Raw genomic sequence first — 26,070 nt, 5'->3', positions numbered from 1 at the left:
GGGCGACGGGCCGGCCGGGGATCGGTCGCCTGGCTCGACCGCCGCGACTAACCTGCCCGGGAGAGACCCAGGTCACCCGAGCGACGAGGAGTCACCGCATGAGCGAGCGGCAGCGAGCGAATCATCAACGCAGCGCGCTGGTGTCTCATGACGGCACGAAGCGAAGCGGAGTGCCGGCATGAGCGAGGCATTGGCCAATCTGCTGAACGAGACGCGCCAGTTCCCGCCGCCGGCCGAACTCGCCGCTGACGCCAACGTCACCGCTGACGCGTACGCCGAGGCCGAGGCCGACCGGCTCGCCTTCTGGGAGCGTCAGGCCGCCCGGCTGGTCTGGGCCAAGCAGTGGGACCAGGTGCTGGACTGGTCCCGGCCGCCGTTCGCGAAGTGGTTCGTCGGCGGGCAGCTGAACGTGGCGTACAACTGTCTCGACCGGCACGTCGAGGCCGGCCGGGGCGACAAGGTGGCGATCCACTGGGAGGGCGAGCCCGGGGACAGCCGCACCATCACGTACGCCGACCTGCACCGGATGACCTGCCAGGCGGCGAACGCGCTCACCGACCTCGGGGTGACGGCCGGTGACCGGGTGGCGATCTACCTGCCGATGATCCCGGAGGCCGCGGTCGCGATGCTGGCCTGTGCCCGGATCGGCGCCACGCACAGCGTGGTCTTCGGCGGCTTCTCCGCCGACGCGCTGACCAACCGGATCCAGGACGCGACGGCCAAGGTCGTGATCACCGCCGACGGCGGCTACCGACGCGGTAAGCCGTCGGCGCTGAAGCCGACCGTGGACGAGGCGGTGGCGAACTGCCCGTCGGTCGAGCACGTCCTGGTGGTCCGCCGCACCGGCGAGGAGGTCGGCTGGACGGAGCGGGACCACTGGTGGCACGAGACGGTGGAGCAGGCGTCGGCCGAGCACACCGCACAGCCGTTCGACGCCGAGCACCCGCTCTTCATCCTCTACACCAGCGGCACCACCGCCCGTCCGAAGGGCATCCTGCACACCACCGGCGGCTACCTGACCCAGGCGGCGTACACCTCGCACGCGGTCTTCGACCTCAAGCCGGAGTCCGACGTCTACTGGTGCACGGCGGACATCGGCTGGGTGACCGGCCACTCCTACATCGTGTACGGCCCGCTCTCCAACGGCGTGACCCAGGTGATGTACGAGGGCACCCCGGACACCCCGCACAAGGGCCGCTTCTGGGAGATCGTCGACCGGTACCGGGTGACCATCCTCTACACGGCGCCGACGCTGATCCGCACCATGATGAAGTGGGGCGAGGAGATCCCGGCCGAGTACAACCTCTCCTCGCTGCGGCTGCTCGGTAGCGTCGGCGAACCCATCAACCCCGAGGCCTGGATGTGGTACAGGCAGCACGTGGGTCACGGCGAACTGCCCATCGTGGACACCTGGTGGCAGACCGAGACCGGCAGCATGATGATCTCGCCGCTGCCCGGCGTGACCGCCGCCAAGCCGGGTTCGGCCATGACGCCCCTGCCGGGCATCGTCGCCGACGTGGTGGACGACCAGGGCCAGTCGGTGCCCAACGGCGGCGGTGGCTACCTGGTGCTGCGTGAGCCGTGGCCGTCGATGCTTCGCACCATCTGGGGTGACGACAACCGGTTCATCGAGACGTACTGGTCCCGGTTCGGCGCGGGTGCCGGCGGCGACGGCACCGGCCCGTGGATCTACTTCGCCGGTGACGGCGCCAAGAAGGACGACGACGGGCACATCTGGCTGCTCGGTCGCGTCGACGACGTGATGCTGGTGTCGGGGCACAACATTTCCACCACCGAGGTGGAGTCGGCGCTGGTGTCGCACCCGTCGGTGGCCGAGGCGGCGGTGGTCGGCGCCACCGACCCGACCACCGGGCAGGCGATCGTCGCGTTCGCCATCCCCCGGGGCAGCACCGAGATCTCCGGCGAGGCCGGTGAGCAGCTCATCGCCGACCTGCGCAACCACGTGGCGAAGACGCTCGGTCCGATCGCCAAGCCCCGGCAGATCATGCTGGTGCCGGAGCTGCCGAAGACCCGGTCGGGCAAGATCATGCGTCGGCTGCTGCGCGACGTGGCGGAGAACCGTTCGCTGGGTGACGTGACCACGTTGCAGGACTCGTCCGTGATGGACCTGATCGCCTCCGGCATGGGCGGCGGCAGCTCCGACGAGGACTGACGACAGGCGTACGCCCGAAGGGTGGCGGTCCGACAGCGGACCGCCACCCTTCGTCATGCCCGGGCGCGCCACACCACGTCGAGATGTGACAGTGAAAACGCGTCCCAACAATAATCTGCAACAAATCTCGGCCCGGCTCTTCACACCAGCCCCAGCAGTGCCTAGGTTCACCAGTGGCCCCATTCACGGGGGCCTTTTTCACCGGCCCACAACCCCCGACGGGCCGGTTCCCTCAATCCGGAGGTACCACGTGCGGAAAATCGCAGTGGGTCTGCTCGGGCTCTCGTTGACGGCATCGGGACTGGCGGTCGGCGCATCCGCCGCCGCCGCGCCGCAGACGGAGACACCGGCGGCCGCCCCGTCGAGCGCGGAGCCCGCCCACGCCGAACACGACCTGCCGAACCCGCTGGAGGCCAAGCGTCGCGCCCTGCGTCAGGAGGGCCTCAGCGAGGTGCTCTCGGGCCGCGCCAAGGCGGAACGGATCAACGGCAGCACGGTGGTCAAGGTCGGCGAGCGAGCCGTCCGAGGCGGTAAGGCCGGTCGCAACGCCAAGGCCACCAAGGGCGGCAAGGGACCCACCGAGAAGCAGTACGTCGAGCTGTCCCGGGAACAGACCGACCGGATCTTCGTGATCCTCGCCGAGTTCGGCAACGACCGGCACCCGGACTACCCCGACCAGGACACCGACCCGGACATCCCCGGCCCGACCAAGTTCGACGGGCCGCTGCGCAACGAGATCCCCGAGCCGGACCGGCGGGTGGACAACTCCACCGTCTGGCAGGCGGACTACGACGCCGAGCACTACCGGAAGCTCTACTTCGGCACCGGCCCCGGCGACGAGTCGTTGAAGCAGTACTACGAGGCCCAGTCCTCGGGCCGGTACAGCGTCGACGGTGTGGTCACCGACTGGGTCAAGGTCCGGTACAACGAGGCCCGCTACGGCCGCTCCAGCGGCTACCCGTGCGACGGGATCGTCTGCAACAACGTCTGGGCACTGGTGCGTGACGCGGCCAACCAGTGGGTCGCCGACCAGAAGGCGGCCGGGCGGACCGACGAGGAGATCGCCGCCGACGTGCGGGCGATGGACCAGTGGGACCGTTACGACCACGACGGTGACGGCGATTTCAACGAGCCCGACGGCTACATCGACCACTTCCAGATCGTGCACGCCGGTGGCGACATGGCCGACGGCGACCCGATCCAGGGCGAGGACGCCATCTGGAGCCACCGCTGGTACGCGTACGCCTCCGACCAGGGCCGCACCGGGCCGGCGAACTTCCCGGCGGGCGGCACCCAGATCGGCAGCACCGGCGTCTGGATCGGTGACTACACCATCCAGCCGGAGAACGGCGGTCGCAGCGTCTTCTACCACGAATACGCGCACGACCTGGGCCTGCCGGACGACTACAACGTCATCAGCGGCGGGGACAACAACAACGAGCACTGGACGCTGATGGCCCAGAGCCGCCTCGGCGCCAAGAACGACGGTGGCATCGGCGAGCGCGGCGGCGACCTGGGCGCCTGGAACAAGCTCCAGCTCGGCTGGCTCGACTACGAGGTGATCGTCGCCGGGCAGAAGCGGACGCTGACCCTCGGACCCCAGGAGTACAACACCAAGGAGGCCCAGGCCGCCGTGGTGGTGCTGCCCGAGCGGGAGTACACCTTCGACAACGGTGCGCCGTTCGAGGGTGACAAGCAGTTCTTCTCGGGCAACGCCGACGATCTGAACAGCACGATGACCCGGACGCTCGACCTGACCGGGAAGTCGTCGGCGACCCTGTCGATGAAGGGCCGCTACAGCATCGAGGCAGACTACGACTACCTCTTCTTCGAGACCTCCGTCGACGGCGGGCAGAGCTGGACGTCGCAGCCCGGCACCGTGGACGGCCGGCCGTTGAAGGAGATCTCCCCCGGCCGGTTCGCCCTGGACGGCAGCTCCGACGACGAGTGGGTCGACATCGAGATCCCGCTGGACCAGGTGGCCGGTGGCAGCGTCGGCTTCCGGTTGCGCTACCAGACCGACGGTGGTGTCTCCGAGGGCGGCTTCTTCGGCGACGCGGTCACCCTGACCGCCGACGGCGAGACGGTCTTCACCGACGGCGCCGAGTCCGGTGCGGACGGCTGGACGTTGGCCGGCGGGTTCGAGGTGGTCGAGGAGAGCTACACCCGGAGCTTCGCGAACTACTACATCGCGGGCACCCGGCAGTACATCTCCTACGACAAGTACCTCAAGACCGGCCCCTACTTCTTCGGGTACGCGAACACCAAGCCGGACTACGTGGACCACTACCCGTACCAGGAGGGTCTGCTGATCTCGTACTGGAACACCCGGTGGGCGGACAATGACACGTTCGCGCACCCGGGCGAGGGCCGGAACCTGATCATCGACGCCCACCCCCGGCCGATCTACAACCTGACCGGGCAGCCCTGGCGGGCCCGCATCCAGGTCTACGACGCGCCGTTCAGCCTGAAGAAGGCGGACTCGTTCACGCTGCACCTCAACAGCCAGCCGCAGTACATCCGCGGGCAGGCCGCGCAGCCGCTGTTCGACGACACCAAGCAGTACTGGTTCCCGGAGCTGCCGAACCACGGCGTCAAGCTTCCGGCCACCGGCACCAAGATCAAGGTGCTGGAGCAGGACGGCATCTACACCAAGGTCCGTTTCTCCTGAGCCACTGAACCGCGACGTGATGCCCCGGGCAGGTCACCTGCACGGGGCATCACCCGTCTGACACGGTCACGGACCCGGGTCCGCCGGGAACCGGCGCGACCGTGGTCACGTCGTACCCTCGTGCCCACCACCATCCGCACCCGAGCGCCGGCGGCCTGCCTCGCCACGCTGCTGGTCCTGGCCGGATGCGGCGAGCCGGACGGAGGCGCCGTGACCGCCGACCAGAGCCCCGCCACGGCCGGCAGTACGCCGGCTGACTCCGCTGACGGCGTCACCGCGCAGCCTCCCGTCGGACGCACCGGCAGAACCCTGTCGCCCACCGAACCACCGCTGATCGGCACCCCGACGGCACCGCCGAGCCAACCCACCGAGCTGCGCAAGACGAACGTCCTCGCCGGCCGGCTCAGCCGTGGCGGCAGCGGCCCCTGCTACACGCTGGTCACCGACGACGGCCGGGAGTACGCGTTGCACGGTGTCGACAAGGGCACCTTCGTCACCGGCACGTGGGTGCGGGTCACCACCGCACCCGCGACGGCCGAGGTGGACTGCGGCCCGGGAATCCAGCTCAGCATCCTCAAGATGAGCCCGGTCGGGTGACCGAGCGGCGGCGTCCGCCGACAGCGCCCGGTCGGGTGACCGGCACCAGGGGCCTAGGCTGTCGGTCATGACCGAGCAGCGTGGCGATGCCGTCGACGAGTCCTGCGTGCTCACCGAGGGGCCGTGGACGCACCGGTTCGTGGGTGCCAACGGCAGCCGCTTCCACGTCGTGGAGGCGGGCACCGGTCCGATGGTGCTCTTCCTGCACGGCTTTCCCGAGTACTGGTGGGCGTGGCACCGGATGCTGCCGGCGGTCGCCGACGCCGGCTTCCGCGCCGTCGCCATGGACCTGCGCGGTTACGGCGCCAGCGACAAGCCACCCCGGGGGTACGACGGCTACACCCTCGCTGCCGACGTCGCCGGGCTGATCCGCGCCCTGGGCGAACGCTCGGCCACCGTGGTGGGGACCGGTGCCGGCGGGATGATCGCCTGGACGGCTGCGTCGTTCCACCCCAACCTGGTGCGCCGCCTGGTGGTGCTCGGTGCCCCGCACCCGCTTCGGCTACGCGCCGCCATCTTCGCCGACCCGCGCGGGCAGTTCGCCGCGTCGACACCCGCGCTGAAGTTCCAGTTGCCCCGGTACGAACATCTCCTCACCCGGGATGACGGCCGGGCGGTGCAGGAGATCCTGCGCCGCTGGGGCGGCCACCGCTGGGTGGCCGGCCAGGACTTCGCCGACTACGCGCGGCGTTACCGGGAGGCCATGCGGATCCCACAGGCCGCCTTCTGCGCGCTGGAGGGTTACCGATGGGCGTTCCGATCGGTACTGCGGCTGCACGGCTACCGGTTCGTGAAGCTGATGCAGCGCCCGCTGGCCGCTCCCACCCTGCAACTGCACGGCGCCCGGGACCTGGCGTCGTTGCCGCGCACCGCCCAGGGATCGGGGCGTTACGTCAGCGGGCCGTACGAGTGGCGGCTGCTCGACGACGTCGGTCACTTCCCGCACCTGGAGGCGCCGGACCTGGTGCTCGGCGAGATTCTCCGGTGGGCGAAGTCCTGACCCGGCCGGTCGGTTTCAGACCCGCTGCTCGCGTACGTCGGTGACCTCGCCGGCCGGTGCCCACCCCTGGTAGACGCCGAAGTCGAAGGCCTCCAGCCGCATCGCCTGCGCGACCGGCCAGCGGCCGCCCGTGTACTCGACCCGCAGCCACCCGTCGTGCTCGGCCAGCACGATGAACGGCTGCCCCTTCCAGGTGCAGGTCGTCCGGACGTACGCCAGTTCCTCGATCTCCTTGGCCGGGACCACCCGGACGTGCCGGCCGGGACGCACCTCGGTGAACCCCTCGCCCGCCTCCGGCTGGTACAGCCGGACGTCGCCGCCGTCGGGGCTGGCCTGGTACTCCCGCCCGCGCCAGCGCGCCACGTAGCCGTCACGTATCACGGCTCACCGACCTCTTGCCAGGAGGGCGTGTCGGTGTCGAGAACGGCGATCAGCCGCTCGGTGCCCGAGGCGTCGATGCGTACCAGCTGGGCGCCGTGCGGCAGTCGTACGCTGTCCACCTTGAACTCGGCCAGCACGTCACTGCCTTCGCCGGGCGCGAAGCCGTTGCCCCGGAACGGAGGCCGTTCGATGACCCAACCCTCCATCGCTCGCATGGCCGCCTCGTTCTGCCCGCCGTACGGGATCCGGTAGAGGCTCGGCCGGTAAGCCGGCCACCTGAGCACGTAGATCTGCTCGGCGTCCGCCGCGAAGGGCGACTCGGGGTGGTTGAGGCCGAGCGCCTGGTAGAGGGCGGCCGGCGTGGTGAGGTGCGCCAGCTCGCTCGCCCGGTGGACGAACCCGGAGACCCGGTCGTAGCCGCGTTCCAGGTAGTAGCCGAGCTGGCTCGGGGCGATCGCCTTCTGCATCACGATCGGCCGGGCCAGGTCGGCCGCCGGTGCCGCCTGCCATGGGCTGCTCGCCGGTGCCGGCGCCTCGGCGGCCGGATCGGGCTCACCCTCGGCGTCGTCGCCGAGCCCGAGTTCGGCCGCCCAGTTCGCCAACTGCACGATCTGCTCGCCGGGCAGCTTCGCGCCGACCGGTGTGCCGGGGTTGATCGCGAACGACCACGAGGTGTCCGGCCATCTGCGGATCAACTGGACGAACCGCACCTGCACCGTCTCGGCCGCCGGATCGGCGTGGTCGGCGAGTCGCTGCGGGGAGGTGTAGGCCAGCACGAAGGTCTGCCCGTCCAGTTGCACGGTCGGCCAGACGAATCCCGGGTCACCCGGGCGGCTGCCCGGGGCGGAGTCGGCCGCGACCGGCATGAGAACCCGGGCCAGCAGCAAGGTGGACAGGAAGGTGTCCGTGCTGCCGGCGCCCGCCGCACCGTACAGGTCCTCCTCCACCTCATTGGCCGGCTGGAAGGGCGGGACGGCGGCGGATGCGGTCGCGCCGGGAGCCGACGATCCGGCCGGGTCAGCCGGTGGAGCCGCCGACGACGGCGCGGTGGAGGCGGGCGTCTCGGTCGGCGCGGTCGCCGTCTGCGCGGTCGAGGCCGGCTCGAACATCGAGGGCGTCTTCGTCACCGGTACGGACGCGGGCTGCGCCGCCGTGCCGGCGTCGGCCTCCGTCGCCGCTGTCGAGGGTTGGCCAGCCGGCTCGGGGGCGACCGGCGGAACCGGGACGGTCGGCTCGGGGGTCACCGTCCGGACCGGGACGGTGGTCTCGGGCGTCGCTGACGAAGCCGCCCCGGTCGGCCCGGATCCCAACACCGTCGGCTCTGGCTGGGGAGTCGGAAAGCGCACCGTCGGCTCGGGGTCGGGGGCCGTGATGCGCACCGTCGGCTCCGGTGACGGCACGGGCGGGGCCGACACCGCGGCCTCCTCCGGTACCGGACGTGCCAAGGGGGTGGCGGCTCGTGTCGCGTGGTCCGCTCCGCCGTCCGGCGACCCTTCGCCGCCGGCCTGGCGCGGCTGCTGGCCTTGCGCGACGCCGTTGGTCAGCGTCAGGTCACGGGCCTCGATGATGGTGCCCTCGATGACGATCGGCGTGAAACCGCGGCGCGGCGCGGGTGGAGCGGAAACCGGCTCGGCCACCGACGTCGGCTGCTCCTCCGTCGACCGGCGGCGGGGCAGTGCCTCCGTCGGATCACCACCGTTGCCTGCCGTCGGGTCACCGCCGCCCGGTGCCGCCCAGCCGGCGGGGGTGCTGACCCGCAGCGGCCGGACCGGTCCGTCGGGCGACGGGAGCGGCTGGGTCGCCTCCGCGTTCGCGTCGGGCCGCGCCCTGGTGGCCTGGTCGTTCTCGCTGAACACGAAGGCGCGGCTCTGCCCGTCGGACGGCGCCTCACCGGCCGGCCCTCGCCGCGGGAACGGCTGACCACCCCGGAACCGGGACGGTGGTGCCGCCCGCTCGGCCAGGCGGTCACCGCGATGTGCCGTACGACCGTTCGCGGGTTCGAAGAAGGAACGCTGGCCGGCCTGCTCGATGCCGGCGTCGGCCGGACGACCGTTGGACGGTTGCCCGGTCCGCTCCGGTGCCGTCGACCAGCCCGGAGCGGCGGACGCCGGTTCCTCGCTCGGGCTCGGCGTCGACCGCCGGCGCGACAGACCACCCGCACCGTCCGGTCGGGCGCCACCGAGACCGCCCGGTCGCTGGCTCTCGGCAGCCCCGGCACGCTCTGCCCCGTTGCTCTCGGGATGCGACGGGGGCGGGCGGCCAGGCACCCAGCCGGCGGGCTCCGGACGGTGCGGAGCGGCGGTCGTGCCCGACGCCGCCGGGGGCACCTCGGGAAGCTGGAAGGCCGCCGGCACAACCGGCGGTGCCGGGGCGAGCGGGCTGGGTCGGACCGGGCCCGGCGATCGCGGTTGGGGTGGTGCGCTCGGCGTCGTCCGGCCCGGCGGGGGCGGAGCGGGCGGCGTCGGGCCAGCCTCGCGGGCCCGGTTCAGCGCCTCCACTCGTTCGAGCCGCGCGCGGGCGCCCACCGTACGCCCGGGCAGCCGGACGTCGCCTCGGGACAACTGGGAGACGTACCAGGCGGGCAGGTATCCCTCGATGGGCAGGCCCGGGTTCACCGCCAGCCACCACTCGTGGTTCGGCCAGCTCGCGGCGAGCTCGGCGTAGCCGGTGCGTCGGCTGGGCCCGGCATGCTCGCCGAGACAGGCCCGCATCGCCTCGGCGGAGGTGAACGCCAACACGTGCGTCCGGCCGCCGGTGGTCCAGGTGCCCCAGCCCACCGGTGTCCGCCCTGCGGCGGCCTGTGCGGAAACCGGCAGCAACAGCTCGACGCCGGACAGAATCCGGAAGTAAAGCTGCTGGTCATTGCCGGCCAGCGCGTCGCGCATCGCCGCCTCGGCCCCGGTGGCCGGCTCCCAGTCGGTCACGGCCACCCCTCCTCCCGGGCACAGGCCATAGGTATCGGATACAACCTACAAGGTGATGGCAAGATCACAATGTCAGGCCGGCGGTGGCACGTCCGGTTCACCAGCAACCGATAACATCCCGTTCCGGTGTCGACACGATACGGAGGCGGTCGATGTTCCGGCACTCGCCGCGTACCCTCCTGGCGGGTCTGGCCGCGACCCTGGTGGCCGCCCCGGTCATGGCGGTCGCGCTGCTGTCGGTGCCGGCTCGGGCCGCTCCGGGATGCGCGTCGCCGCCCGCGCCGGTCCGCCCGGTCTCCGCGACACCGTGGGCACAGCAGCGGTACGCCCCGGAGCGACTCGCTTCCCTGGCCACCGGCGCGGGGGTGGTCGTGGCGGTGGTCGACTCGGGCGTGGATCGACGGCATCCCCAGTTGGCCGGGCAGGTGCTCGCCGGCATCGACCTGCTCGACCCTGACGGTGACGGCAGCCTCGACTGTGTCGGCCACGGCACCGGCGTGGCGAGCGTGATCGCCGCCACGCCACGCCACGGGACCGCCTTCCGCGGGCTGGCACCCGAGGCCCGGATCCTGCCGGTCCGGGTCAGTGAACAGCAGGTCGTGGACGGGCACGGGACGGGCCGCACGGCGTCGCCCCAGGAGTTCGAGCGGGCGGTCCGCTGGGCGGTCGACCAGGGTGCCGCCGTGATGAACCTCTCCGTCGTGCTGTACGCGGACCATCCGGCGGTACGCGCGGCGGTGGCGTACGCGGTCAGCCGGGACGTGGTCGTGGTGGCGGCCGCCGGCAACCTCTCCGGCGGCGACGAGCGGCGCCCCTACCCGGCGGCGTACGACGGGGTGCTCGGCGTCGGCGCGGTCGACGCGGACGGGGTGCGGGCCGACTTCTCGCAGACCGGCGCCCACGTGGACCTGGTCGCCCCCGGTGTCGACGTGCTGATCGCCGCCCCCGGACAGGGGCACCACCGTGCCGACGGGACCAGCTACGCCACGCCCTTCGTCGCCGCCACTGCGGCCCTGCTGCGCCAGTACCGCCCCGACCTCAACGCGGTCGAGGTGATCCGGCGGATCCTCGTCACCACCGATCCGGCACCCGGCGGCGGGTACGGCGCGGGGGTGCTCAACCCGTACCGGGCGGTGACCGAGACCGGCCCGGTGACACGGCGCACTCGGCCGGTTACCGGAATCGGCGAGGACCGGCCCGATCCGGCGCTGCTGGCGCAGCAGGAACGTCGGGCTGCCGCCCGCGCCCACGCCCTGCAACTGGCCGGCGTCGGGGTGCCGACGGTGGCCGCCGTGATACTTGCCGCGGCGCTGGCGCCCCGGGGGATCCGACGGCGGTGGCGCCCGGCCGACCGTGACGACGACGCGGGGTGACGCCGACCGCTGCCGGCCGGCGTCACCCCGGGTCCGTGCTCACTGGAAGAGGACGGCGTTGCGCTTCTCGGTGTCGAGATAGTCGGCTGCGGACTCGTCCACCGCGAGCTTGATGTCGCGCAGCATCACCTGAAGGTCCTGCGAGGCGTTGCGCCACCGCGCCTGCCGCTGCTCGTACGCCTGCTGGGCCTCACCGGACCAACTGGCGACCAGTGGCGCCGCGTCACGCTCCAACTGACCGAGCTGCGCGTCCAGTGTGTTCAACGCCCGCTGGATGTCCGCGCCGGCCTGCTGCAACGCGGCGAAATTGACGACCAGCACACCGTGTTCCATCGGATTTCTCCCCTGGGTCGTGGCCTAGAGCGGCAGCTGGATGCCGCCGCGGTTGGTGGCGGCCACCCGGGCGGCCGCCTCGGTGTCCGACGCGTCGTACCGCGTGCCGGCGGTGCGGATCGCGCCCGCCGTCTCCCGCAGCGCCTGCTGCAGACTGGCCTGGTCCTCCGCCCACTTCCGTTTGACCTGCTCGAACGATCGACCGCCAGCCCCGCGCCAGGCCTGCTGGAGGATCTCCAACTGGGCCAACAGTCCACTGAGCATCGACTGCAACGACTGGTCGGTCTGCTCGAACTTCGCCGCGGTCTGCTGCATCACCGCGGCCTCTGCCTGGGTCTGGGACACCCCGGACGTCACCTCGTCTCCTCGATCGTGGCTGGCCCTACGGCGGAAACGCACCACCCACGACGCCGGAGGGCGAGCACGACGCGGGATGGGCCAACGAGAACTCGTCGCTGACAGTAGCGACACCATCGCGTTTCTGCTACCCCGCAGCGCTCCCCTGTGGACAACGGGATCGCTCGCCGGTAATTACGATGGGCGGCGGCAAGGTTGCGATGAGTGATTGACAAGGGAGGGTCCGGTGGCGACGACCTCCCTTCCGGCCCACCCGGACATCCAGGCCCGCTCCGCCGCCCCGCCGCCGGGTCCCGGGCGCCGGATCCGTCCCGACCCGCCACCGCGACGGAACGGCCGACGGTGGCGGCCGATCCGCCCCCGGGCCGGCCAGATCGTCAGCACGCAGGTTACGGCGGCGGCCCTCGTCGCCGTGTCGGGCCGGGGATCCCTCGGGACGGTCCTCGCAGCGCTGCTGGGGGCGGTCGTGCTCGCCCTGACCTGGTGCCGCGTCCGCCAGCGATGGCTGCACGAATGGCTGGTCACCGGCGTCGGCTACCTGGCTCGACGGCGGACGACCGGACTCGGCGGTGGGCCGGTCGACCTGCTCGGCCTGGTGGACCCGCACGCCGAGGTCCGTCCCGTCGAGCTGGCGGGTGGCCCGGCCTCGGTTCTCGAGGACCCGGGCGGCCTGGTGGCGTTGCTGGAGATCGGCGATCCAGCCGACCTGCTCGGTAACGGCGAGCAGTCGCTGCCGTGGCCCGGGTCGTTGCTCCCCGTCGAGGCCGACCAGGCACCGCCCGTACGTGTCCAACTCCTCCTGACCGGTACGGCGGCACCGGCGGTCGGCAGCGGCGGCGGCGCGGCGACCGCTTCCTACCGTCAGCTCAACGACGGGCGACTGGCGGGCTGGGAGCGGGCGGTGCTGGCGGTACGGGTGGCCCGGCTGCCGGGCTGGCCGGAGGAGGCGTTACGGCAGGCCCTCGCGGGTACCGTCCACCGGATCGTCCGACGGCTGCGGCCGGTGACCGTACGACCGCTGGGCGAGCAGCCGATCCGGCGGGTGCTCGCCGAGTTCGCCCATCACGACGGGCCGCCGGTACGGGAGTCCTGGCAGGCGGTCCGGTGCGGTGGTCTGCTGCAGAGCACCTTCCGGTTGAGCCGATGGCCGGCCGGCGACGGCATGTCTCAGCTCGTGGCCCGGATACGCAGGTTGCCGGCGACCGCGGTCACGGTGTCGCTGCACGGCGGGACGCAGCGGCCGACAGCCGACGGGCTGACCGTACGGCTCGCCGCGACGACGCCCGGGGAGCTGTCCGACGCCGCCCGGCAACTGCGACGGGCGGTGGCCGCCACGGGCGCGGCGGTGGAGCGGCTCGACGGCCGGCAGTTGGCCGGGCTCGCCGGCACGCTGCCGTTGGCGCTGCCCGGGGCGCCACCGCCCGCCTGCACCGAGGACGTGAAGCTGGAGCTGCCGTACGGGTCGGCGGGGTTGATGCTCGGTGCCAACCGGCACGGGCAGGCCGTCACCCTCCGGTTGTTCCGACCGGAGAGCACCCGGCTGATGCTCGTCGGTGGGGTGCCCATCGCCCAACTGGTCGCCGTGCGGGCGATGGCACTCGGTGCCCGGGTGGTCGTCCAGACGCTCCGGCCGCACGCCTGGGAGCGGTTCGTCCGGGGCACCGGCAGGCCGGGCGGGACCGTGCCGCTGACCCCACCGGGCCGGCCGGTCGCGGATGAACCCGCGACGCCGCTGTCGCCGGTGCTCGTGGTGCTGGACGCGCCACCGCCGGCCGGTCCGCGGCCCGGCATGGCCTGGCAGACCACACTGCTGGTTCGCGACGAGCTGACGCAGGCCGACGCGGACGCGTTGAGCCGAGCCGACCTGGCGGTGTTCCAGCCGCTCAGCCGGGCGGAGGCCACGGTCGCCGGTACCGCTCTGGGTCTCGGCGACGCCGCGGAGTTGCTGACCCGGATGCGGCACGACATGGTCGCCGTGATCAACCGGCGGGCGTTGCGCTGGGTGCTGGTCGCCCACACCCCGATCGAGGCGCAGCTCGTCGGCGCGGCGGCCCCCGCCGACCTGGTTGATCTCGCGGGTTCCGCCCGCGCGCCCGCCGTGGCACCATGCCCGCCATGGGTTTTCTGAAAGGTCTACTGATCCGGGTCGGCGCCACGGCGGTGGCCTTCTGGCTGGCCACGCTTGTCATTCCCGGCATCTCGTTGAACGCGGACTCGGTCTCCGAGACGGTACTGACGCTGGTTCTCGTCGCGATCATCTTCGGTGTGGTCAACGGGGTGCTCCAGCCGATCATCAAGACCGTCGGTTGTGGCTTCTACCTGCTCACCCTCGGCCTGATCGCGCTGGTGGTGAACGGTCTGCTGTTCCTGCTCACCGGCTGGATCGCCGACCAGGTGGGGCTCCCCTTCGACGTCGACGGCTTCTGGCCGGCGGCGGTGCTGGGTGCGCTCTTCGTCGGCATCGTCACCTGGATCCTCGGCGCCATCCTCGACCGCGACTGAACTTCTCTCCACCCGCCGCCACCCTCCGGCGGTCACCGTCGCACCGGTGACCGCCGGGGCTCGGGGACGGTCCGGCCATATCGCGGGAATTGGCTGCTGAACCCGGCCAGGTGAGGCACTAGCTTCGGCGGCGTGTTCACCCTCACCCGCGACGACGGCTACACCATCAGCACCGACCCGGCCCGGCTCGATCTGGATCTCGTACACACCTGGCTGAGCCTGGACGCGTACTGGGCCCTCGGGCGGGACCGGGCGACGGTGACGCGGGCGTTCGCCGGTTCGATCGGGTTCGGCCTGTACCGGCCGGCGGACGGCCGTCAGGTCGCCGTCGCCCGGGTCGTCACCGACCGGGCCACCTTCGCCTACCTCTGCGACGTCTACGTCGACCGGACCGAACGGGGTCGTGGGCTGGGCACCTGGCTGGCCGGCACGGCCCGCGACCACCTTGCCGAGCTGGGCGTACGGCGGATCCTGCTGGCCACCAACGACGCCCACGGGGTGTACGAGAAGGTCGGCTTCGGCAGCGTGCACGCGGACCGGTGGATGGAGCTCGACCAGCGCGACCAGGCCGTGAGCCCGCTCACCGGCAAGGATCAAAAGGCGGTTACGCCCCTTACGGTGGAGCCGTGACGTCGCTCCGCCTCGGATACCTCTACGGACTTGGTGCGTACCTGCTGTGGGGGTTCTTTCCGCTCTACTTCAAGCTGCTGCGCCCGGCCGGTCCGTTGGAGATCCTGGCCCACCGGGTGGTGTGGTCCGTCGCGTTCGTCGCCCTGCTGCTCGTCGCCCTGCGCAACGTCGGCTTTCTCCGGGCCCTGCTACGTCGCCCCCGGGCGCTGGCGGGGATCGGCGTCGCCGCCGCCCTGATAGCCGTGAACTGGTTCACCTACATCCACGGCGTCAACTCCGACCGGGTGGTGGAGACCGCTCTCGGATACTTCATCAACCCGCTGGTGGTGGTCCTGCTCGGGGTGCTGGTGCTGCGCGAGCGGCTGCGCCCGGCGCAGTGGGCGGCGCTCGGCGTCGGCGCGCTGGCGGTGGCCGTGCTCACCGTCGACTACGGTCGGCTGCCCTACCTCGCCCTCATCCTGGCGTTCAGCTTCGGCGGGTACAGCCTGGTGAAGAAGCGCCTCGGCCTGCCCGCGGCGGAGGGCCTGTTCGTCGAGTCGGCGGTGTTGTCGCTGCCCGCGTTGGGCTACCTCGGTTGGCTCGCCGCCACCGGTGACGCCGCGTTCGGCCACGTGTCGGCGGGGCACACCGCCCTGCTGGTGCTGGCCGGGGCGTTGACCGCCATCCCGCTGCTGCTCTTCGCCGGTGCCGCCAACCGGCTGCCGCTGACCGCCCTGGGCATGCTCCAGTACGTGGCGCCGATCCTCCAGCTCGGCTGCGGCGTGCTGATCTTCCACGAGCCGATGCCGCCGGCCCGCCTGGCCGGCTTCGCCCTGGTCTGGCTCGCCCTGATCATCTTCACCGCCGACGCCGTACGCCAGGCGCGGCACACCCGCCGCCAACGCCCGGGCGGCACCGTGTCACCCACGGCGGCGATCGCCACCACCCGCTGAGATTCCGATCAGCGGACCTCGTACGCGAGCACGGGAGTGCCGTCCGCGCGGATCAGTTCCAGCCGGACCAGTTCGGCGTTGGTGAACCGGGTCGCCCCGGTGATCCGCAGGTCGTCGCCGGGTGCGGCCAGCCAGGAACCGATCTGCTCCTGCGAACCGTCCCCGGCATGTGCCACCAGCCGGAAGGTGTTCGCCTTGCCGTAGCCGGCCCGCTCGTCGTAGCCACAGTGCATGGTCACCTCGGTGCCCCAGTTCGTGCCGGTGAGCCCGATCTCGGCGTGCACCGGAACCGACCCGGCGACCGGTTGCATCTGCACCATCCGCACCTGTGCCACCGGCGGGTTCGGCCCCTGACCGGGCAGCATCGTGGCCACCCCGAAGCCGACCACCAGGGCGAACGCGGCCGCAGCCAACCCGGTGACCGCGTACCGCAGCCGGTTGGCCTGCCGCTCGCGGCGCCGGCGGTCCCGCGCGGCGTTGAGCAGCTCGGGCACCCGGGGGTTCTCCGGCGGTGGCAGGAACTGCTCCAGGCTGGCCGGATCCAACCGGCCGAGCAGGCCGGGCAGCACGGCGATCTCGGAGACCGACTGCTGGCAGGCCGGGCAGTCGACGAGGTGCCGTTCGTAGGCCACCCGGTCCGCGGGAGAGAGCGCGCCCAACACGTACGCCCCGTCGTCGTACGCGAACTCGCAACGGTTCATCCGGTCACCCCCATCTCGGCCAGGACCAGCCGCAGGGAGCGCAGCGCGTAGTGGGTGCGGGATTTCACCGTGCCCGGCGGCACCCCCAGCCGGGAGGCCGCCTCGGAGACCGATCGCCCCTGGTAGAAGCACTCCACCAGGACGTCGCGGTGCGACGGGCTGAGCCGGTTGAGCGCCTCCGCGACCGTCCACGCCTCGACGGCGCGCTCGGTCTCGTCGACGACCTCCGGCGGCTCGGGCAGTTCGTCGGTGTAGACCTCGCCGACCCGGGTGGACCGCCGCCGCCAGGCGTCGATCGCGAGGTTGCGTGCGGTGGTGAAGAGCCAGGCCCGAACCGAACCGCGCCGGGGGTCGAGCGACTCCGGATGCCGCCAGGCCCGCAGCAGCGTCTCCTGCACCAGGTCCTCGGCGCGCTGCCGGTCGCCGTTGACCAGCCGCAGCGCGTGCGCGTACAGCGCCTCGGCATGCTCGTCATGCAGGGCGCGCAGCAGGTGGGCGTCGTGGTCGCTGATGGTTCTCTCCTCGCTCTCGGCGCGAGCGGGCGCGGTGTTACGACCAGAGATACGTGCTGTCACGCCGATCGGTTCATTCCCAGGTCAAACCCGGGATTCCCAGGGGTGGAGTTCATCGCTGGTTCACATCGAGGCCGACCCTCGCTCACCGCGCCGCCCTAGCGTCCGGCGGGTACGCGTCGGTGACCTGCACCGACGTGCACCGACCCTCAGGAGGATCCTCCCCATGAGCGACCGTCCTCGGCTGCTCCCGCTGCTGGGCACCCCCCGCCACGGCAGCCGTGACGCCATGACCTGCCTGTACCGCTGCGGCAACGCCTGTGACCACCCGGTACCCAACACCTCCGACAACGCGTACTTCGGTGACGTGGTGAACGCCGAGGTCAGCCGCCGTGGCGTGGTCCGCGCCGGGGCGGTCGGCGCACTGGTGCTCGGTTTCAGCGGCGCCGCGGCCGGCGCCCTGGCCGGTGCCGCTCCCGCCGCTGCGGCCCCGGTGACCCCGGTGCCCCCGGCCGGCCAGCCGGCGGCCGCCGGCCGTCGTCCGGGCAGCGGTGCCCTCAGCTTCAAGCCGATCCCGCCGAACACCCTGGACACGTTCGTCGTGCCCAACGGCTACGACCACGCCGTCGTCATCCGCTGGGGTGACCCGGTGGTGCCCGGGGCACCGGCGTTCAACCTGCACCGGCAGACCGCCGCCGCGCAGGCCAGGCAGTTCGGTTACAACAACGACTTCGTCGGCGTACTGCCGCTGGACAAGGGCGGCAAGCGGGCGCTGCTCGTGGTCAACCACGAGTACACCAACGAGGACCTGATGTTCCCCGGCTTCACCAGCCAGGACGCGCTCACCGTCGAGCAGGTGAAGGTGGCGATGGCCGCGCACGGCATGTCGGTGGTGGAGATCGAGCGGGTCTCCGGCACCGGTCAGTGGCGGGTCGTCGCCTCGGGCCGCCGCCCGTACAACCGCCGCGTCGACGCTCTGAGCAGCGTCTTCGAACTGACCGGCCCGGCCGCCGGCTCGTCGTTCGTGAAGACCGCCGCCGACCCGAAGGGTCGTACGGTCATCGGCACGCTGAACAACTGCGCCGGCGGCGTGACCCCGTGGGGCACCGTGCTGTCCGGCGAGGAGAACTTCAACCAGTACTTCGTCGGCGGCGACGCCGTGCCGGAGGCGGAGAAGGCGCGGCTGGCGCGCTACGGCATCAGCACCACCGCCCGCTACCCGAGTGGCAGCCGCAAGTGGGAGCGCGCCGCCGACCGCTTCGACCTCGCCAAGCACCCCAACGAGGCCAACCGGCACGGCTGGATCGTGGAGATCGACCCGTTCGACCCGCAGAGCCGCCCGCGCAAGCACACCGCCCTCGGCCGGTTCAAGCACGAGGGCGCGAACGTCATCATCGCGCGCAGCGGACACGTGGTCGCGTACATGGGTGACGACGAGCGGTTCGACTACCTCTACAAGTTCGTCTCGGACAAGAAGTTCATGAAGGGTGACTCCTGGGTCGCCCGCAAGCACAACCTGACGCTGCTGGAGTCGGGCACCCTCTACGTCGCCAAGCTCGACCAGACCAGCGCCGGCGAGATCGACGGCTCCGGCACCCTGCCCAGCGACGGTGCCTTCAACGGCAAGGGCCGCTGGGTCAAGCTGGTCAGCGGCACCCGCTCGTACGTGGACGGGATGACCGCCGCCGAGGTGCTGACCTTCACCCGGTTCGCCGGTGACCGGGTGGGCGCGACCAAGATGGACCGCCCGGAGGACGTCGAGCCGAGCCTGCTCACCGGCAAGGTGTACGTGGCGCTGACCAACAACAGCAACCGTGGGGTCGGCAACAACCCGGCGCCGGACGAGGCCAACCCGCGTACCGCCAACCGGCACGGGCAGATCCTGGAGCTGGTCGAGGACCGGGGAGACAACACCGCAGAGACGTTCAACTGGTCGCTGCCGATCGTCTGCGGTGACCCGGCGGACCCGTCGACCTACTTCGCCGGGTACGACAAGACCAAGGTCTCGCCGATCTCGTGCCCGGACAACGTGGCCTTCGACGCCACCGGCAACCTGTGGATCTCCACCGACGGCAACGCGTTGGGCAGCAACGACGGCCTCTTCGCCACGGCGACCGAGGGCCCGGAGCGTGGCCATCTGAAGCAGTTCCTGACGGTACCGGTCGGTGCGGAGACCTGCGGTCCGTTCATCACCGAGGACAACCGCTCGGTCTTCGTGGCCGTGCAGCACCCGGGTGAGATCACCGGGGCCACGGTCGACAACCCGGCCTCCACGTGGCCCGACGGCGACTACGCCAAGCCGGGCGTCGTGGTGACCTGGCGGCTGGACGGCGGACCGGTCGGTAGCTGACCCCGCCCCGGCACCGCGCCGGCCGCCGACCCGACGGCCCTCTCCCCACCAGGGAGAGGGCCGTCTCGGCTGGACGTGGCGGTCAGTTGTCCGCGGCGAGACCGTCGGCGATCGTGCGTGCGGCGGCGAGCAGTTTCGTCCGGACCACCCGGGCGGAGGTCATCATCTCGCTGGCCGGCAGGGCGCAGGCCAGCACCGTCCGCCGCTCCATGTCCTTGTCCGGGCTGACCAGAACGGCGGCACAGGCCACCCCCTGGCGGAACTGGCCCAGCTCCAACTGCATCCCGCGTCGCTCCCCGGCGGCCAGGTCGACCTCGAACGCCTCAGGGGTGGTGAGGGTCGCACTGGTGAACGCCCGCATGCCGTACTCGCGCAGGTATCGGTGGCGCTGCTCAGCGGTGAGCGTGGCCAGCAACGCCTTGCCGAGGGCGGTGGCGTGCGCGCCCTCGTCGAAGCCGGGCACGAGATCCTCCAGGTACGGCGAACGGTTTCCCTCCGCCACCGCGGTTACCGCGACCTGGCCACCCACGAACCGGCCCAGGTAGTGGCTCCACCCGGTCTCCAGAGCCGCGCGACGCAGGCTCTCCCCGACCGCGGGTGAGCCGCGGAACGCGGCGACCAGCTCGCGGTAGCGGTCGGCCACCTCCAGCCCCACGATGTACGTGCCGTCCTCCCGGCGGATCACGTAGCCCTCGTACGCGAGGGTGCGGACCAGGTGGTAGGTGGTGGCCACGGTCAGCTCACAGCGACGGGCGATCTGTTTGACGGTCAGACCGCGTGGGGCACGGCCGACCGACTCGAGCACTCGAAGCGCGCGGGAGACACTCCGGATCAGGTCCGAAGGTTCCGCCAGGGGGTCACGCACAACCACCTCCGCCACCGGGGACTTACACCATATGAAAAAGTGGCCCGCCGCGAAACGCCTGATCGGGTGGAGGATCCAAGGTCGTCGGATACCGCATGTGAGCGCCATCGCACTTTCCGTCGCCGGAACGTGGCTGGCGTAGGTTGGCCGCACCATGACCAACATCGCCCCTCCGCACACCACCGGTACCGCCGCACGACCCGTCCGGGCCAGCGCCGTCGCCGTCACCGTCACGATCGCCTGCGTCCTGCCGGTCTTCCTGGTCGGCGGCCTCGCCGTGCAGATGCGGGAGGAGTTGGGCTTCTCCCCGGCCGGCCTGGGGCTCGTCGTGGCGGTCTACTTCGGTGTCGGTGCCCTCGCCTCGGTTCCCTCCGGCGCGCTGGTCGAACGGTGGGGCGGTGCCGTGGTGGCCCGGGTGGGCATCCTGGTCTCCGCCGGCAGCCTGCTCGCCGTGGCGGTGGCCGCCCGCTCGTTTCCGGTGCTGGTCGGCCTGCTGGCCGTGGCCGGCACCGCGAACGCGCTCGGTCAGCTCTCCAGCAACGCCCTGCTCGCCCGGCACGTCCCGCCCCGCCGGCTAGGCCTGTCGTTCGGCGTCAAGCAGGCGGCCATTCCGCTCTCCACGCTGCTCGCCGGTGTGGCGGTGCCCACCCTCGCGCTGACCGTCGGTTGGCGGTGGGCCTTCGTGGCCGCGGCCGGTGCCGCGCTGGCCGCCCTGCCGGTCGTACCCGCACACAGCACCCGGTCCACCCGGCGGCCAGCCGGAAGGACCGGCAGCGCGAGCCCGGGACTTGTCCTCGTCGGGGTGGCCGCGACCCTGGCCGCGGGGGCGGCGAACGCCCTCGGCACCTTCGTGGTCGACGCCTCCGTCGACCGGGGTCTCGGACCGGGAATGGCCGGGCTCACCCTGACCCTCGGCAGCGCCGTCTGCGTCGCGGCCCGGGTCGGATTGGGCTGGGTGGCCGACCGTCGTTCCGGCGGACATGTCGCGGTGATCGCCGCCCTGTTGCTGTCCGGCGCGGTGGGGCTGGGCCTGCTCGCGTTGGCCGGCCCGGGGCCGCTGGTGGTGGGTGTGGTGCTCGGCTTCGGTTTCGGCTGGTCCTGGCCCGGGCTGATGAACTTCGCGGTGGTCCGACTGCATCCGCAGGCGCCGGCCGCCGCTACCTCGATCACTCAGACCGGGGTGTACGCGGGCGGCTGCCTCGGCCCGCTCTCCCTCGGTCCCCTCGCCGCCACCGCCGGCTATCCGGCGATGTGGCTCACGGCCGCCGCCGCCATGCTCGTCGCCGCCGCCCTCATGCTCACCGCCACCCGCCTCCTCCCGCACGGACCTGCCCCGTCTTGATCAAGAAGTGCTGGTCTGGATCCGCGCTTCCGGCGACCAGAACTTCTTGATCAACACAGTTGATCAGAAAGCGGGGTCAGCTGGTGCGGTCGGCGATGTGGTCGCAGAGGGATTCGAGGGCGCGGCGGGCCGGGCCCTCTGGCAGGGGGGCCAGCTGCGCCCTGGCGTCCTCGGCGTGGCTGCGGACGGTCTCCCGGGCGCGCTTGAGCGCCGGGCTCTCCCGGAGCAGGCCGAGCGCCTCGGCGTGCAGGGCGTCGTCGGTCAGCGGACCGAGGGCCAGGATCTCCCGCAGCCGTACGGACGATGCGTCCGCGTCGTCCGACGCGAGGGCGTAGAGCACCGGCAGGGTGGGCACGCCCTCCCGCAGATCGGTGCCGGGCGTCTTGCCCGACTCCGTCGACTCGCTGGCGATGTCGAGCAGGTCGTCGGAGAGCTGGAAGGCCACCCCGATGGTCTCGCCGTAGCCGGCCAGCGCCGCCACGTGCTCCGGCCCGGCGCCACTGAACTGGGCGCCGAAATGGGCGCTGGTGGCGATCAGCGAGCCGGTCTTCTCGGCGATCACCCGCAGGTAGTGCGCCACCGGATCGTCGCCGGCCCGGGGACCGATGGTCTCGGCGATCTGGCCGTGCACCAGTCGGGCGAACGTACGCGCCTGGAGGCGTACCGCCTCGGGGCCCAGCTCGGCCGCGACGTCCGCGGCGCGGGCGAAGAGATAGTCGCCGACCAGAATGGCTACGGAGTTGGTCCACCGGGAGTTGGCGCTGGGCGCCCCCCGGCGCACCGCCGCCTCGTCCATCACGTCGTCGTGGTAGAGCGTCGCCAGGTGGGTCAGCTCGACCACCACCGCCGCCGAGACGACCTCGGCCCGCGTCGGGTCGCCGAACTGCGCGCCCAGGGCCACCAGCAGCGGCCGGAACCGCTTCCCGCCGGCCTCCACCAGGTGCCCGGCCGCCTCGGTGACGAACGGGTCGGCGCTGGCGATGCTGGCCCGCAGTTCCGTCTCCACCGCCGCCAGCACACCGAGCACGGACTCCTCGCTGCGCGGGTCGGCGAGGTGGAGGCCGAGCGCGCCGAACTGAGCCGTGCCGGAGCGGCTCCGGCGACCACCGGAGCCGGTGACACCTGAACCCTCGCCACCCCTAATCACCACGCCTCCACCATGCCACACACGTTCTACCTGCACCGGACCGGGGATACGCGGCGAGGGCCGGCCCACAGCGCGTGGGCCGGCCCTCGATCGCAGGGCGTCGCCTACCTGACGAAGTCGGCCGCCGAGGAGGCGAGATCGAGCAGCGGTGCCGGCGCGACACCGAGCACCAGCGTGGCGATCACCCCGATGACCAGGGCGGCCGAGGTGAGCCCGCCGGGGACGGCCACCGTCGGCGTGCTCTCACCCGGCTCGGAGAGCCACATCAGCACCACGACCCGCAGGTACGGGAAGGCCAGCACCATGCTGGTCAGCACGCCGGCGATGACCAGCCACACCTGACCGCCGTCCAGCGCCGGACCGAAGACCGCCACCTTGCCCATGAAGCCGCTGGTGACCGGGATGCCCGCGAAGGCGAGCAGGACGAAGGTGAAGACGGCGGCGTAGAGCGGCGAGCGCCGGCCCAGCCCGGCCCAGCGGGACAGGTGGGTCGCCTCGCCGTCGGCGTCGCGCACCAGCGTCACCACCGCGAACGCGGCCAGCACGGTGAAACCGTAGGCGACCAGGTAGAACATCGTGCCGGAGAGGCCTTCGCTGCCCGGCGCGAGCACACCGATGAGCAGGTAGCCGGCGTTGGCGATGGACGAGTACGCGAGCAGCCGCTTGATGTCGGTCTGGGTCACCGCGAACAGGGCACCGACCACCATGGTGAGCACCGCCACAGCCCCGAGCACCGGGGTGAAGTCCCACCGGGCCCCCTCGAAGGCCACGTGGAACACCCGCAGCAGGGCACCGAACGCGGCGACCTTGGTGCAGGCCGCCATGAAGCCGGTCAACGGGGTCGGAGCGCCCTGGTATACGTCCGGCGTCCAGACGTGGAACGGTGCCGCGGCCGCCTTGAACAGCAGGCCGATGGAGACCAGCGCCATGCCGGCGAAGAGCAGCACCGGGCTGGCGGTCGAGTTCGCCACGGCCGCGTTGACGGTGGCGAAGTCCACACCGGCGGCCCGGTCACCCAGGCCGGCGGTGAAGCCGTAGATCAGCGCCAGCCCGAACAGGAAGAAGGCGGAGGCGTACGCACCGAGCAGGAAGTACTTCATCGCCGCCTCCTGACTCAGCAGCCGCCGGCGGCGAGCCAGCGCGCAGAGCAGGTAGAGCGGCAGCGAGAACACCTCGAGCGCGATGAACATGGTCAGCAGGTCGTTCGCCGCGACGAAGATCAGCATGCCGGCGATGGCGAACGTGGTCAGCGGGTACACCTCACCCGCGCCACCGGCGCTCTCCGCCTGCCGGCGGTCCTCCGGCGAGTCGGCGGTCACCGCCGCCTGGGCGACGAACGCGCCACCCCGCTCGATCGCGCGCTCGCCGAGCAGCAGCAGAGCCACCGCCGACAGCGCGAGGATCGCGCCCTGGAGGAAGAGCGTCGGCCCGTCGACGGCGATCACCCCGATGGTGATCACCCGCTTGTCGGCGTTGACCACCACCATGGTCAGCGCCGCGAGCACCGCCAGCACCGCCAGCGGCAACTGCACCGGGTGTCGCAGCCGCCGAGGCACGAACGCCTCGACCAGCACCCCGACCACCGCCGCGCCCAACATGATCAGGATCGGCGCGATCGCCGCGTAGTCGATCGGCGGCAGTTCCAGCTCGGTCACCAGACCAACCTTTCGTTCGCGACTGCGGGGCTCGCAAGCTCACTCCTCGCGCTCACCGGCTCGCCTCCTGGACGGTGTCTACCGACGGGGCCGGGTCGCTCCGGCCGACGTCCTCCATGGTCGCCTGGATGGCGGGGTTGATCACGTCCGTCACGGGCTTCGGGTAGAAGCCGAGCACCACGATCAGCGCGATCAGCGGGGCGACGACGACCTTCTCGCGCAGGTTGAGGTCACGCTTCATGCCGTCGATCTCGGTCAGCGCCGGGTTGAGCGTGCCCTGGGTGGTGCGTTGCACCATCCACAGCACGTACGCCGCGGCCAGGATGATGCCCAGCGTGGCGATCACGGCGACCGGCTTGTTCACCGTGAACGTGCCGATCAGCACCAGGAACTCGGAGACGAACGGCGCGGTGCCGGGCAGCGCCAGCGAGGCGAGACCGGCGAAGAAGAGCACCCCGGCCAGCACCGGCACCAGCTTGCCCGCCCCACCGAAGTCGCTGACCAGCGCCGAGCCCCGGCGGGCGATCAGCATGCCCACCACCAGGAAGAGCAGGCCGGTGGCGAGTCCGTGGTTGACCATGTAGAGCACCGCTCCGGTGCCCGCCTGGGTGGTGAAGGCGAAGATGCCCACGCCGATGAAGCCAAAGTGGGCGATCGACGTGTAGGACACCAGCCGCTTGAGATCGTTCTGCCCGACCGCCAGCAGTGCCGCGTAGATGATGCCGATGACGGCCAGGGCCAGCGCCCACGGCGCGAACCACTGGGCCGCGTCCGGGAACAGCGGCAGGCAGTACCGCAGGATGCCGAAGGTGCCGACCTTGTCCAGCACACCGACCAGCAGCGCGGCGGCACCGGCGGGCGCCGCACCACCGGCGTCCGGCAGCCAGGTGTGGAACGGGAAGAACGGCGCCTTGATCGCGAAGGCGATGAAGAAGCCGAGGAACAGCCAGCGTTCCGCGCCGGTGGAGATGTCCACCTCCGACAGCGCCACCCAGTCGAAGGTCTTACCGCCGACCACCCACAGCCCGATCACCGCGGCCAGCATGAACAGGCCGCCGACCAGCGAGTAGAGGAAGAACTTGACGGCCGCGTACTGCCGCTGGTGGCCGCCGTAGCTGCCGATCAGGAAGTACATCGGCACCAGCATGACCTCGAAGAACACGTAGAACAGGAAGACGTCGGCGGCGGCGAAGACGCCGATCATCGTGCATTCGAGGACGAGCAGCAGCGCGAAGTAGACCGGCACCGACCGCTTCGAGGACTCCGCGTCGTGCCAGGAGGCCAGGATCACCAGCGGGACCAGCACCGCGATCAGCATCAGCATGACCAGCGCGATGCCGTCGGCGGCGAAGGTGAAGTTGACGCCCCAGTTCGGGATCCACGGGTACGTCTCACGGAACTGGAAGCGCTGGCCGTCGACCTGCCAGGTGACCCACATGACCACCGACAGCGCCAGCACCAGCAGTGACCAGCCGAACGCGACCTGCTTCGCCAGCGTCGGCCGGCTGCGCGGCAGGAGGGCGACGACCACGGCGCCGACCAGCGGCGCCACGGTGAGCACCGAGAGGAACGGGAAGTCGGACATTATGCGGCCTTACCTCCGTCGTCACTGTGCGGTCCGCCGG

At 71.6% G+C, this 26,070-nt stretch carries 21 protein-coding genes; 11 read left to right on the top strand and 10 right to left on the bottom strand.

Annotated features, from left to right (window positions below; all coding sequences use genetic code 11):
* The first annotated feature begins 178 nt into the window (after window positions 1-178).
* The 4 genes from acs (at window position 179) to SM447_RS05975 (ending at window position 6,441) form a co-directional block, all read left to right on the top strand.
* Window positions 179-2,173, top strand: coding sequence for an acetate--CoA ligase (acs, locus tag SM447_RS05990; protein WP_474571700.1), 1,995 nt, complete (start codon window positions 179-181; stop codon window positions 2,171-2,173).
* Window positions 2,174-2,438: 265 nt separating this feature from the next.
* On the top strand, window positions 2,439-4,844 hold the full coding sequence (locus SM447_RS05985) for an immune inhibitor A domain-containing protein (protein WP_474571900.1): 2,406 nt from the start codon (window positions 2,439-2,441) through the stop codon (window positions 4,842-4,844).
* A gap of 120 nt (window positions 4,845-4,964) precedes the next feature.
* The gene (locus SM447_RS05980) at window positions 4,965-5,441 is read left to right on the top strand and encodes a DUF5818 domain-containing protein (RefSeq protein ID WP_474571699.1); all 477 of its coding nucleotides are present in this window, start codon (window positions 4,965-4,967) and stop codon (window positions 5,439-5,441) included.
* 67 nt (window positions 5,442-5,508) lie between these two features.
* Complete coding sequence (locus SM447_RS05975; protein WP_474571698.1) at window positions 5,509-6,441, top strand: alpha/beta fold hydrolase; 933 nt, start codon at window positions 5,509-5,511, stop codon at window positions 6,439-6,441.
* 15 nt (window positions 6,442-6,456) lie between these two features.
* Here SM447_RS05975 and SM447_RS05970 read toward each other — a convergent pair whose 3' ends face one another.
* Window positions 6,457-6,822, bottom strand: a complete 366-nt coding sequence (locus SM447_RS05970; RefSeq protein WP_474571697.1) for a hypothetical protein — start codon at window positions 6,820-6,822, stop codon at window positions 6,457-6,459.
* On the bottom strand, window positions 6,819-9,746 hold the full coding sequence (locus SM447_RS05965) for an SseB family protein (RefSeq protein ID WP_474571696.1): 2,928 nt from the start codon (window positions 9,744-9,746) through the stop codon (window positions 6,819-6,821). The genes SM447_RS05970 and SM447_RS05965 overlap by 4 nt, the downstream gene beginning before the upstream one ends.
* Before the next feature lie 152 nt (window positions 9,747-9,898).
* Here SM447_RS05965 and mycP point away from each other — a divergent pair, with 152 nt between their 5' ends.
* Window positions 9,899-11,119 (top strand): type VII secretion-associated serine protease mycosin, encoded by a 1,221-nt coding sequence (gene mycP / locus SM447_RS05960; protein ID WP_474571695.1) that lies wholly within the window; start codon window positions 9,899-9,901, stop codon window positions 11,117-11,119.
* A 39-nt stretch (window positions 11,120-11,158) separates the two neighbouring features.
* Here the strand turns inward: mycP and SM447_RS05955 are convergent, their stop codons facing one another.
* Together SM447_RS05955 and SM447_RS05950 are read right to left on the bottom strand one after the other, a co-directional pair.
* Window positions 11,159-11,452 carry a WXG100 family type VII secretion target gene (locus SM447_RS05955; RefSeq protein WP_474571694.1) on the bottom strand — a complete coding sequence of 98 codons (294 nt, stop codon included), beginning with the start codon at window positions 11,450-11,452 and terminating at the stop codon, window positions 11,159-11,161.
* A gap of 24 nt (window positions 11,453-11,476) precedes the next feature.
* Window positions 11,477-11,797, bottom strand: coding sequence for a WXG100 family type VII secretion target (locus SM447_RS05950; RefSeq protein ID WP_474571899.1), 321 nt, complete (start codon window positions 11,795-11,797; stop codon window positions 11,477-11,479).
* Between the two features lie 238 nt (window positions 11,798-12,035).
* On the opposite strand from SM447_RS05950, the gene eccE reads away from it, so the two are divergent.
* From eccE to rarD, 4 genes are all read left to right on the top strand, one after another.
* Entirely contained in the window at window positions 12,036-13,937 is a 1,902-nt protein-coding gene (eccE, locus tag SM447_RS05945; protein WP_474571693.1) for a type VII secretion protein EccE, read from the top strand.
* Entirely contained in the window at window positions 13,925-14,311 is a 387-nt protein-coding gene (locus SM447_RS05940) for a phage holin family protein (RefSeq protein ID WP_474571692.1), read from the top strand. Before eccE ends, SM447_RS05940 begins: the two co-directional genes overlap by 13 nt.
* Before the next feature lie 132 nt (window positions 14,312-14,443).
* Window positions 14,444-14,941, top strand: a complete 498-nt coding sequence (locus tag SM447_RS05935; protein ID WP_474571691.1) for a GNAT family N-acetyltransferase — start codon at window positions 14,444-14,446, stop codon at window positions 14,939-14,941.
* Window positions 14,938-15,873 carry an EamA family transporter RarD gene (gene rarD, locus SM447_RS05930; RefSeq protein ID WP_474571690.1) on the top strand — a complete coding sequence of 312 codons (936 nt, stop codon included), beginning with the start codon at window positions 14,938-14,940 and terminating at the stop codon, window positions 15,871-15,873. The genes SM447_RS05935 and rarD overlap by 4 nt, the downstream gene beginning before the upstream one ends.
* An 8-nt stretch (window positions 15,874-15,881) precedes the next feature.
* Here the strand turns inward: rarD and SM447_RS05925 are convergent, their stop codons facing one another.
* Both SM447_RS05925 and SM447_RS05920 read right to left on the bottom strand, forming a co-directional pair.
* Window positions 15,882-16,574 (bottom strand): anti-sigma factor family protein, encoded by a 693-nt coding sequence (locus tag SM447_RS05925; RefSeq protein ID WP_474571689.1) that lies wholly within the window; start codon window positions 16,572-16,574, stop codon window positions 15,882-15,884.
* A complete protein-coding gene (locus SM447_RS05920) occupies window positions 16,571-17,065 on the bottom strand; it encodes a sigma-70 family RNA polymerase sigma factor (protein ID WP_232511229.1) in 495 nt (164 codons plus the stop codon). Before SM447_RS05920 ends, SM447_RS05925 begins: the two co-directional genes overlap by 4 nt.
* Before the next feature lie 247 nt (window positions 17,066-17,312).
* Here SM447_RS05920 and SM447_RS05915 point away from each other — a divergent pair, with 247 nt between their 5' ends.
* Window positions 17,313-19,436 carry a PhoX family protein gene (locus SM447_RS05915; protein WP_474571688.1) on the top strand — a complete coding sequence of 708 codons (2,124 nt, stop codon included), beginning with the start codon at window positions 17,313-17,315 and terminating at the stop codon, window positions 19,434-19,436.
* Window positions 19,437-19,518: 82 nt separating this feature from the next.
* On the opposite strand, the gene SM447_RS05910 is transcribed toward SM447_RS05915, so the two are convergent.
* Window positions 19,519-20,301, bottom strand: a complete 783-nt coding sequence (locus SM447_RS05910) for an IclR family transcriptional regulator (protein WP_474571687.1) — start codon at window positions 20,299-20,301, stop codon at window positions 19,519-19,521.
* Between the two features lie 154 nt (window positions 20,302-20,455).
* Between SM447_RS05910 and SM447_RS05905 the strand changes: the two genes are divergently transcribed.
* Window positions 20,456-21,643, top strand: a complete 1,188-nt coding sequence (locus tag SM447_RS05905; protein ID WP_474571686.1) for an MFS transporter — start codon at window positions 20,456-20,458, stop codon at window positions 21,641-21,643.
* 76 nt (window positions 21,644-21,719) lie between these two features.
* Here SM447_RS05905 and SM447_RS05900 read toward each other — a convergent pair whose 3' ends face one another.
* The 3 genes from SM447_RS05900 to SM447_RS05890 all read right to left on the bottom strand — a co-directional run bounded on the left by SM447_RS05900 (window position 21,720) and on the right by SM447_RS05890 (window position 26,030).
* Window positions 21,720-22,793: a polyprenyl synthetase family protein gene (locus SM447_RS05900; protein ID WP_474571685.1), complete on the bottom strand. Its 1,074-nt coding sequence runs from the start codon at window positions 22,791-22,793 to the stop codon at window positions 21,720-21,722.
* 101 nt (window positions 22,794-22,894) lie between these two features.
* On the bottom strand, window positions 22,895-24,445 hold the full coding sequence (gene nuoN / locus SM447_RS05895) for an NADH-quinone oxidoreductase subunit NuoN (RefSeq protein WP_474571684.1): 1,551 nt from the start codon (window positions 24,443-24,445) through the stop codon (window positions 22,895-22,897).
* 52 nt (window positions 24,446-24,497) lie between these two features.
* Complete coding sequence (locus tag SM447_RS05890; protein ID WP_474571683.1) at window positions 24,498-26,030, bottom strand: NADH-quinone oxidoreductase subunit M; 1,533 nt, start codon at window positions 26,028-26,030, stop codon at window positions 24,498-24,500.
* Window positions 26,031-26,070 lie beyond the last annotated feature (40 nt).

The sequence above is a fragment of the Micromonospora aridisoli genome (assembly GCF_056150025.1).
Note: the sequence above shows the minus strand (reverse complement) of the source record. Positions and strands in the feature narration are given on the sequence as shown.